Source organism: Bradyrhizobium sp. Crot121, from assembly GCF_059512385.1.
The window spans coordinates 1-8322 of the sequence record NZ_JCAMOR010000152.1 but is presented as its reverse complement, the minus strand read 5'-3'; the positions used below and the strand labels follow the sequence as shown (position 1 = coordinate 8322).

Genomic DNA, 8322 nt, shown 5'->3' with positions numbered 1-8322 from the left:
TCCTCCTTGCCGATCAGTTGACCTGTTACCCATGTCGCCGGTCTATTCTGTTACCTATGTAGCCGGTTAGGACCCGGTCCAGGCTTTCCCCGCAGTGGGAAGCCGCACTGTCGCAGACCGGCGTCAAGCTTGGCTTCGTCTATGGCGCTGCCGATCCAATTTCCGGCAGCGCTATTCTCGAACGCGCAAGCGCGAAGCTACCGCATGCCCGTGTGACCGCGCTTGCCGGTCTCGGCCATTATCCGCAACTCGAGCGGCCGGATGAAGTGGCCGACGCGCTCACCAAACTCCTTGGTTGATCTCATGAATGTTGCGGAAGCTATCGAGCGGCGCATTTCGGTTCGATCGTTCAAATCCGATCCCGTCACCAAGCAGCAGGTCCTGCGGCTGCTCGATAAAGCCAGGCGCGCGCCATCGGGCGGCAATCTCCAGCCATGGCGCGTCTATGCGCTTCAGGGCGCCCCGCTTGACGAACTCAAGGCCCGCGCAACTGCCAATCCGCTTGGAGAGCCTCCGGAATACCAAGTCTATCCGAATTCGCTGTGGGACCCGTACCGGCGCCGACGCTGGGAATGTGGAGAGGATCTCTACACCACGATCGGCATTCCCCGGGAAGATCGTGCCGGCCGACTGCAGCAATTGGCGAAGAACGGACAACTATTCGGCGCGCCGGTCGGCCTGTTCTTCTGCCTCGACCGCAGGCTCGGCCCTCCGCAATGGGCCGATCTCGGCATGTTCATCCAGACGGTGATGCTGCTCGCCGTCGAGGATGGACTGTCGACCTGCGCGCAGGAATACTGGTCGCGCTATCCCCGGACGCTGGCAGACCTGCTTGGACTGCCAGCCGAGGAAATGGTGTTTTGCGGGATGGGCCTGGGATACGCGGACGAAAATCCCATCAACACGCTCAGGACCAGGCGGGACCCGATCTCCGATTGGGTTGCGTTCCGCGGCTTCGACTGACATCGCCATGTCAGTATTGGCCGCGATACGCTGCCCGGACGTCGGCAGGTTACGCGGAGCCTGTCATCGGGCCGCGCGAAGCGCAGCCCCGATGGTTCACCCGCCCGACGCGCGTCACTTTGATCGTGTCATGCCGCTTTGGCGGTCTTTTCCGGCGGCGAGGTTTCCATCGCGCGCATGTAGAGATCGAGCAGGCTCTCGCGCTCGTCGCGCTCGTCCTTGTCCTCTTTCCGCAGCTTGATGATCTCCTTGAGGATCTTCACGTCGAAGCCTTCGCCCTTGGCTTCCGAGAAGACTTCCTTCTTCTGCTCGTTCAACTCCTGCAATTCGGTGTCCAGATTCTCGATCCGCTCGACGAAGGAACGAATACGCCCGCCGGGAATGGTGATGTCAGACATGGTGCCTCTTTGCTGAATGAGGTCGTGAAAATGCGCGGAAAGAAATGACCAAATTCTTAACCCGCCGTCCTGCCTCACCGCCGTCCACAAGCGGCGGCCATCAAGAAAAAAGGCCCGCGAGGTTGCGGGCCTTTTGGCATTTCGTGCGGCTTTGGACGCGGCGCTCAGTGGCCCGCGAGACCGGAGGTTTGGGTCGCGCTTTGTGTCGCCGACGCCGCCTTGAGTTTCGGTCGCTGTGTCAGCACGCTGAGCTGGTGCGGAGAAGCCGCTGTGGTGGCGACCGGCGACTGCTCCCGGACATTGGCCGCTCCCAGCAATCCAACCTGCACCTGCGAGATCGGCAGGCCGTTGAGTTCATAGGTCGGCAACTCCGCAGCGAAGCTGGCAGCGGCACCCGCCATTGAGATCGCGACGAGGGCCGCAAGAGTTAGGGAAGTCTTCTTCACTGCAATTCTCCTGACTGGATTCGCTGCCCAGCATATAGGTCCCTTGTTGCACTGCGGCATTCCCTATTGTTGCATTGCAACAATGCAGGGGATGCGCACCTCCCGACGCGATAGGGATCAATGCGCAACAGTCATCGTCGCGTCATGGAGCGATTCGTTTCGCCATCTGCGCGCGTCGTAGATTCGAACTGCAGAAGCGAGCAGCAAGACAGAACGATTTTCCGTTCGCAAAACCCGGCCACGCGAACGCCGTGGCTCGCCGCGAGAAGAACGACCCCGTTCACATTTTTCTGAGCTCATGCAGCGGTTTAGCGAACCGATCACATCGGCTTGATTCGAATCCTCTGCATTCCCCGTAACTTCCCGATGGGGGATCACCCGGATTCTCAGCCGTCATCCCTGCTGCTATCGATAAGCCGTGAGGTCGCTTGCCGCAGGAGGCGGAACATGCCTGAACTGTATTTCCACTGCTCCGACGCTGAGCACGTCATCATCGACGAATGCGGCCACGCCATGGACCTGGCCGAGGCACGCGAGCACGCGGAAGGCCTGGTCCGCGCCCTCATCATGACGCCAAGCGAGGAAGATTGGCGGAGCTGGGTCCTGCACGTCACCGATGAGCTCGGCGACGAGGTCCTCGCCGTGCCGTTCGCATCAGTGCTTGGCAAGTCGCATTGAGGCCGGAGCCGGTGCCGCCCGCACAGCCGTCATGGACACCGCTGCGCCGAGCGCTGAAGGCGATCATCGCCGCCGGCTGCTGCAAGCTGATCGGAGCCGTCTGCGATCCCTACCGGCCCGAGCTTCACTACATGCGAGGGCCCGGCCCAAAGTGGCGCGCGAAGCAGCAGACCCCGTAGGGAGCCCCTCACCGCGCCATCGGCCGATTCTGATCGTACAGCACGCGGACGCGGATGGTGCCGTCGACAGCCCGTAAGTCCGCCAGCAATCCCTCGCCCTCTCCGCCGACGACGTCGGTCTCGAGCACGACATAGCCGACTTCGGGATCGGTCTGCAGGTACTGCGCGAGGATGTTGATGCCGTGACGGGAGACGGCGTCGTTCACCTGCCGCAGCACGCCGGGGACGTTCCGGTGCACGTGGATGAAGCGGGTGCCAGTTGGGCGGGCCGGCAGTTGCACCTGCGGGAAGTTGACCGCGCCGAGCGTTGAGCCGACATCGGAATAGTCGATGAGCTTGCGCGCGACCTCGCCGCCGATGCGATCCTGGGCTTCCTCGGTGGAGCCGCCGACATGCGGGGTCAGGATCACGTTGGAAAGGCCCTGCAGCGGCGAGACGAAGCGGTCCGCATTCGAGGCCGGCTCCACCGGGAAGACGTCGACGGCCGCGCCGGCGAGCCAGCCCTCGCCGAGCACCCGGGCCAGGGCATCAAGGTCAACGACGGTGCCGCGCGAGTTGTTGATGAGGTAGGCGCCCTGCCTCATCTGCCGCAATTCACGCTCGCCGATCATGTTGGCAGTGGCCGGCGTCTCCGGCACGTGCAGGGAGACCACGTCGCTCGCGGCGAGCAGCTCATCCAGCGTCTCGACCGGCTCGGTGTTGCCGTGGCGGAGCTTGTCAGTCTGGTCGAAGAAGATCACGCGCATGCCCATGGCTTCCGCGAGATTCGACAATTGCGAGCCGATATTGCCGTAGCCGACGATGCCGAGCGTCTTGCCGCGCACCTCGCGGCTGCCCTCCGCGGACTTGTCCCAGCCGCCGGCATGCGCCGCGACCGAGCGCGGGAACACCTTTCGGAGCAGCATCACCACCTCGGCGATGGTGAGTTCCGCCACGCTGCGGGTGTTGGAATAGGGTGCATTGAACACTGGGATGCCAAGCCGCCGCGCCGCGTCGAGATCGACCTGGTTGGTGCCGACGGAAAAACAGCCGACCGCAATCAGCCGATCGGCCGCCTCGATCACGTCGGCGGTGAGCTGGGTCCTGGAACGAATGCCCAGCATATGCACACCCGACAGCGCCTGCTTGATCTCCTTGGCGCCGAGCGCCTTCGGCAGACGCTCGACCTCGGTGTAACCATTGGCGTCGAACAGGCGAACGGCAGAATCGTTCACGCCTTCCAGCAGCAGGACGCGGATCTTTTGCTTGGGCAGAGACAGGGGCATCGGTCGTCCGTTCGTGGTCTGCCCGGGCCGATCGTCGGAATTTGGTCTGGCCCGGAGGAGCGGACGGATATCCGCCCTTGCCGCCCGAGGCAACCGCTATCCGCGATTGGCGCTGCACGCCCGCCACCAACTCCGCCGACCCTCACCCGCCCAGCACATTCCCCCATCCGTCGAACACGAACTCCCGCCACGCAACCGCCCCGTCGGCGCGCGCGTTGCTGGTGCGGCGGAAGTCGTCGGCTTCGTCGCCGATCCAGGTAACAATCTCGTCCGTGGCGCGGTCATGCAGGATCGCGGGCTCGGACGGGTCAAAGTTCATCATGGGATGCAGAGTTTGCTGAGCTGTCATGCTTGCACAACGCGCTGGAGACCACGAAAGTTGCGCTCGATCGATCACATGCGTTCGAATTACATCGGTAACGTCATCGACCAGGCTCCGAGCCTTGCAGTCATCCCAATGCCTCAATCAGCTCCAAATCCTGTTCGTCGCGCGTCAAACTTATGCTGAGCTATCGCAGTGTCCTTGCAATTCGAACTTGATCGGCAGCAAAGCAGCTCGATCGGCGCCAATGCCGTCGGCGCGGCGGCGTTGCGATGGACGATGACCGCCCTTGTGGCTGCCGTCTGGATCAGCGCGGCCATCTTCGGCCTCTATATCGTTGCGATCTATCTTGGCGCGCTGGTGGATGGAAATCTTGATCAGTGGAACCGGGATCTGCCGCGCCTTCACGATCCGCATTCGCTGCTGGCAACAATGGGTATCGGGCTGCATTTTGCGGCCGGCACGGTGCTGCTGCTGCTCGGGCCGTTGCAACTGATCAGCGCCGTGCGGGCAAGAGCACCGGCGTTTCACCGGTGGGTCGGCCGGCTCTATGCATTGTCAGCACTCATGGCCGGCTTGGGCGGGCTCGCTTTTATCGCCGTGCAGGGCACGATCGGCGGGACACCCATGAATATCGGTTTCAGCACCTATGGCGCGCTCACGGCCATCGCCGCCGTCACAACGTTCTGTCATGCGCGAGGCAAACGCTTCGAGCAGCATCGCGCCTGGGCGATCCGGCTGTTTGCACTGGTGATCGGATCCTGGCTCTACCGGATGGACTACGGATTCTGGGCATTGCTCGGCCACAACATGGGCCACACGCCGACTTTCGATGGGGGCTTTGACGTCGTGATGGCTTTCTTTTTCTACATTCCCAATCTGATTGTTGCCGAGGCGTTCATTCGCGCGCGCGAGCTGCGCTCTGCTGCTCACGTCAAAATCGGAGCGGCGATTTGCATGGGCATCGCCGCAGCGTTCATCGCAGTAAGCACGTACTACTTCACGGCCTTGCACTGGGGACCGAGGATTGTGCAAAGGCTTCTCTGATCCTGTGATGGAGCACGGCGGCCGCTCATCGCCAGAAGAAGCAGGATTGCTGTCTTACTTCGTAGCTCGGCTCCTTCGCCGCCAGTGCAGAGAAAAGACCGGCGGGCGTTACGCCGCCGGCCTTCTCTTGTAGCTGCCGGCTCCCGGATCCGGTTCCGCCACAAATTCCCGTGCCTTTAAGGGGACGCCGATAAGTTTAATAAAGTCCTAACAAGGCAAAAGTGGCCTGGATCACAGTTTGCGGCCAGCGGGCCACCGGAAAACTACGGAACATTTCATCGCGGGACGAGCCGTGTGATGCATTCGGGCATCGCTGCACACCGTTCTCGCGCGACGCTTAACCATTGTGCGTTGGTCGTATTAGGGAACCAACGACTCAGTGCTACCATGCAGTGCATACCGAAACAGGAGTGGTTCGGATGCCTTGCTACAGCTTCGATCTCGTCGTTGGGGAAGAGTTCAGGAATCAGGGCTCGATCATTCTCGAGGACCTGCACGTCGCCTCCGACAGAGCCGACCAGCTCGCCAACGAGCTCTCACAGGTCAAGCCCGAGTTGAAAGCGAAAGGCTGCGCGGTTCGCGTCACCGACGCCGACAATATCGAACTGTACCGCACACCACTCGATCCCGTTCCGGCGTGGCGCTCCGCAGGGCGGATTTGAGTAACGGCGCGCTTCAAACGGTTTGAAGGCGGACGGCGCGAGAGCGCGATCCGCCTTCGACTGAAGAAGCCGGCGGCTTACCCATGCTCGCCGACCTCGTCACTACGTCAGTGCCTGACGTGATGCCGCGCGGACGCGCGCGCATGACGCGCCGGAGGCGCAGCCGACAGATCGACGCGGCCGAAGGACGCCAGCGCATTCTGCGGGTAGGAATGGGAGCCGACGCCGAGGCTCTGATAGAACGCCGCCGCGCCAGGCTCCTGGACCGCCTGCTGCGCGACCACCGGACTCGCGACCATTGCTGCTACCAATGCAACCGCGCTGAAAAGCTTGAACCTAGTCATTGCCTATTCCCCTTTCGACTTGACCAAACAAATCATGTTTGAACTCTCGCCAACGTTTCGAAGTCATCGTGGCGTTCGCGGCTCCAGATGGCGATCAGACGTTCACGTTCAATAGAATGATACTCATCATCCAAAAAACATCATCGTGATCGGCCACGGCGGACGTGTGCGTAAAAGGGGCCGGGGCATCCCTGCTTGATGCGTCTTAGGAAGAAGCTTCGCCGTGGCGGTAAACCGACGATACGGACGCTCTCAATCGAGCGCCGAAATGAAATGATCTTCCCGCGCACCAACCGCTGACGCAGCCGCACAGTCAGCGCATCGCGGTCTCGCGCCCCGCGATCGGTCGTTCACGTTTTGCTGAATTGATGAAGCAGAACTGGTAGGGCGAATTGGCGTCAGCATAATCCGCCACTCACAGCCAGCCGATCGACGGATTACGCTGACGCTTATCGCCCCACGCAATCCGAAAAATCACGCCGCTAACAATTGATCGAACTCCGCCGGAGCGTACAACTTCCCCTCTTTGTCCGTGATCACGACCTGCCAGCCGGCGCTGGCGAAGACGCGTGCCTTGGCAACGATGATCAATGAGCTCTGGCGTTCGACCTTGACTTTCTCGTTGTCGCGTTCTGCGATCATTTTGTAGGACAATTTCTTTTCCCATGTTTGTGCTTGCCCGGTTTTCGCCACTAGCCAACAGGTTTTGGCCGCAATTCGCCGGGAACGTGACGATTTGATGGAACGGCGCCCACGCCGTTCTGCCGTTGCGACGGGCGCATAGCGGAAGCCGCAACAAAAAAGCGGCCCGTGGGCCGCTCTCCTGTCGCTACTGCGTTCCTCAATAAGGATCGTAGTAATAGGCGTAGGAATCATACGGCTCGAACGGCGCAGCGGCGATCGCGGCTGCGGTACCGATCGCGCCACCGACGACGCCGGCAGCGACCGCGCCTGGACCCGGCCCGTAATAAGGTCGGTGATAGACGGGTCCGTAGTAGACCGGTCGATAATAGTAACCCATACGGGGATAACGGCCGGTGTTATAGGGCGTACCGACGCCATAGCTGCCCGTCATGTAGCGCGAATTCGGATAGTTGAACCCGATCGAACCGGGTTCCTGCGTGACTCCCTGCGCCATCAACGGGGTAGCGAACGTCGTCCCCAACACCGCGGCGGCACTCAACAATGCGAGCTTCTTCATCGGTCCTCCTCCAATGGTGCCCCTTCGGAGGCCCAACTGCGGAACACGGGCGCCGTTCCGACCTTTCAGTCAACGCGCCGTGAAGTTCCGCGGCGCTATGGATGGGTGCAACCGGCACCCGGCTTTCCCTACGCCCTCTGCGTTTCGAGGAGGGTGAAACGAACGCAAAGGTCGGGCAATTCACGCCGTGAGAACGCGAACGCGTCATGCCCCGCGAAGGCGGGGCATCCAGTATCCGGCGGCCTTTCGGCTCAAACTCAACCGCCTCTGGAATACTGGATCGTCCGCCGGAGCCTGTCATCGGGCGGCCATTCGGCCGACCCGGTGGCGGACGATGACAGCGGAAAGCTTCGTCGTGCCGGGCTTGCGCGCCGCGGCGAAGCCCCTTTGGCGTAGCCGGGACGCTGTTGCGGGCTGCCGAAGCGCGCCGAAGAAAAACCCCGCCTCCACGAATGGAAGGCGGGGTTGAAGTTCATTGGGTAAGAATCCGCACGCAATGGATAAATTCAAGGCGCGGGATGTAGCGTTTCGAATCTTATCGCGCCGATGGACGTCGGCAACCTGATTAAAGCGCCGCATGCGAGGGAAATTTTCCCGACGACGACAGAGAAAATTCCCGAACGCGTCAAGGCAAGAGTCTAGCGCGTGATGACTTTTCTTCGAATCGTCATCCCGCTCTCGCTCTTTGTTTGAGCATGATCTTTTTCGGAAAACCGGTACCCACTTTTCCGGATCATGCTCTAGGTCGCGTGGACAGTTATCTTAGCCAGAGCAGAGTTGCGGCGATAGCGACGACAGCGAAGTAATTTCGTGCGGT

At 61.4% G+C, this 8322-nt stretch carries 12 protein-coding genes and 1 pseudogene; 6 read left to right on the top strand and 7 right to left on the bottom strand.

Translation table 11 applies throughout. The features are described 5' to 3' along the window. Nucleotides 1–104 precede the first annotated feature (104 nt). Nucleotides 105–299, top strand: a pseudogene (locus tag AC5ZGW_RS44695) (alpha/beta fold hydrolase); the annotation flags it as partial. 4 nt (nt 300–303) lie between these two features. After that, nucleotides 304–963, top strand: a complete 660-nt coding sequence (locus AC5ZGW_RS44690) for a nitroreductase (RefSeq protein ID WP_028165827.1) — start codon at nt 304–306, stop codon at nt 961–963. 128 nt (nt 964–1091) lie between these two features. Here AC5ZGW_RS44690 and AC5ZGW_RS44685 read toward each other — a convergent pair whose 3' ends face one another. Next, the gene (locus AC5ZGW_RS44685) at nt 1092–1361 is read right to left on the bottom strand and encodes a DUF2312 domain-containing protein (protein WP_028165828.1); all 270 of its coding nucleotides are present in this window, start codon (nt 1359–1361) and stop codon (nt 1092–1094) included. Between the two features lie 164 nt (nt 1362–1525). After that, the gene (locus tag AC5ZGW_RS44680; RefSeq protein ID WP_130230948.1) at nt 1526–1807 is read right to left on the bottom strand and encodes a hypothetical protein; all 282 of its coding nucleotides are present in this window, start codon (nt 1805–1807) and stop codon (nt 1526–1528) included. A 447-nt stretch (nt 1808–2254) separates the two neighbouring features. Here AC5ZGW_RS44680 and AC5ZGW_RS44675 point away from each other — a divergent pair, with 447 nt between their 5' ends. Both AC5ZGW_RS44675 and AC5ZGW_RS44670 read left to right on the top strand, forming a co-directional pair. Continuing rightward, entirely contained in the window at nt 2255–2485 is a 231-nt protein-coding gene (locus AC5ZGW_RS44675; RefSeq protein ID WP_130230950.1) for a DUF6894 family protein, read from the top strand. Nucleotides 2486–2496: 11 nt separating this feature from the next. Further along, a complete protein-coding gene (locus tag AC5ZGW_RS44670; RefSeq protein ID WP_165435621.1) occupies nt 2497–2664 on the top strand; it encodes a hypothetical protein in 168 nt (55 codons plus the stop codon). 8 nt (nt 2665–2672) lie between these two features. Here the strand turns inward: AC5ZGW_RS44670 and serA are convergent, their stop codons facing one another. Both serA and AC5ZGW_RS44660 read right to left on the bottom strand, forming a co-directional pair. Then, nucleotides 2673–3929: a phosphoglycerate dehydrogenase gene (serA, locus tag AC5ZGW_RS44665; RefSeq protein WP_130230952.1), complete on the bottom strand. Its 1257-nt coding sequence runs from the start codon at nt 3927–3929 to the stop codon at nt 2673–2675. 142 nt (nt 3930–4071) lie between these two features. Further along, on the bottom strand, nt 4072–4251 hold the full coding sequence (locus tag AC5ZGW_RS44660) for a hypothetical protein (RefSeq protein WP_245475139.1): 180 nt from the start codon (nt 4249–4251) through the stop codon (nt 4072–4074). A 195-nt stretch (nt 4252–4446) separates the two neighbouring features. Here AC5ZGW_RS44660 and AC5ZGW_RS44655 point away from each other — a divergent pair, with 195 nt between their 5' ends. Further along, nucleotides 4447–5298 carry a DUF2306 domain-containing protein gene (locus tag AC5ZGW_RS44655; protein WP_245475140.1) on the top strand — a complete coding sequence of 284 codons (852 nt, stop codon included), beginning with the start codon at nt 4447–4449 and terminating at the stop codon, nt 5296–5298. Between the two features lie 419 nt (nt 5299–5717). Continuing rightward, nucleotides 5718–5960, top strand: a complete 243-nt coding sequence (locus AC5ZGW_RS44650; protein WP_028165833.1) for a hypothetical protein — start codon at nt 5718–5720, stop codon at nt 5958–5960. 107 nt (nt 5961–6067) lie between these two features. Here the strand turns inward: AC5ZGW_RS44650 and AC5ZGW_RS44645 are convergent, their stop codons facing one another. The 3 genes from AC5ZGW_RS44645 to AC5ZGW_RS44635 all read right to left on the bottom strand — a co-directional run bounded on the left by AC5ZGW_RS44645 (nt 6068) and on the right by AC5ZGW_RS44635 (nt 7505). Further along, nucleotides 6068–6304 (bottom strand): hypothetical protein, encoded by a 237-nt coding sequence (locus AC5ZGW_RS44645; protein ID WP_130230964.1) that lies wholly within the window; start codon nt 6302–6304, stop codon nt 6068–6070. Between the two features lie 474 nt (nt 6305–6778). Continuing rightward, a complete protein-coding gene (locus AC5ZGW_RS44640) occupies nt 6779–6946 on the bottom strand; it encodes a hypothetical protein (protein ID WP_165435622.1) in 168 nt (55 codons plus the stop codon). Nucleotides 6947–7145: 199 nt separating this feature from the next. Continuing rightward, a complete protein-coding gene (locus AC5ZGW_RS44635; protein WP_130230967.1) occupies nt 7146–7505 on the bottom strand; it encodes a hypothetical protein in 360 nt (119 codons plus the stop codon). Nucleotides 7506–8322: the final 817 nt, after the last annotated feature.

What these genes read in the sequence shown, in the direction of transcription:
- AC5ZGW_RS44690 (WP_028165827.1), top strand. Translation starts at nt 304, where the DNA reads ATGAATGTTGCGGAAGCTATCGAGCGGCGCATTTCGGTTCGATCGTTC.
- AC5ZGW_RS44685 (WP_028165828.1), bottom strand. Translation starts at nt 1,361, where the DNA reads ATGTCTGACATCACCATTCCCGGCGGGCGTATTCGTTCCTTCGTCGAG.
- AC5ZGW_RS44675 (WP_130230950.1), top strand. Translation starts at nt 2,255, where the DNA reads ATGCCTGAACTGTATTTCCACTGCTCCGACGCTGAGCACGTCATCATC.
- serA (WP_130230952.1), bottom strand. Translation starts at nt 3,929, where the DNA reads ATGCCCCTGTCTCTGCCCAAGCAAAAGATCCGCGTCCTGCTGCTGGAA.
- AC5ZGW_RS44660 (WP_245475139.1), bottom strand. Translation starts at nt 4,251, where the DNA reads ATGATGAACTTTGACCCGTCCGAGCCCGCGATCCTGCATGACCGCGCC.
- AC5ZGW_RS44650 (WP_028165833.1), top strand. Translation starts at nt 5,718, where the DNA reads ATGCCTTGCTACAGCTTCGATCTCGTCGTTGGGGAAGAGTTCAGGAAT.
- AC5ZGW_RS44645 (WP_130230964.1), bottom strand. Translation starts at nt 6,304, where the DNA reads ATGACTAGGTTCAAGCTTTTCAGCGCGGTTGCATTGGTAGCAGCAATG.
- AC5ZGW_RS44640 (WP_165435622.1), bottom strand. Translation starts at nt 6,946, where the DNA reads ATGATCGCAGAACGCGACAACGAGAAAGTCAAGGTCGAACGCCAGAGC.
- AC5ZGW_RS44635 (WP_130230967.1), bottom strand. Translation starts at nt 7,505, where the DNA reads ATGAAGAAGCTCGCATTGTTGAGTGCCGCCGCGGTGTTGGGGACGACG.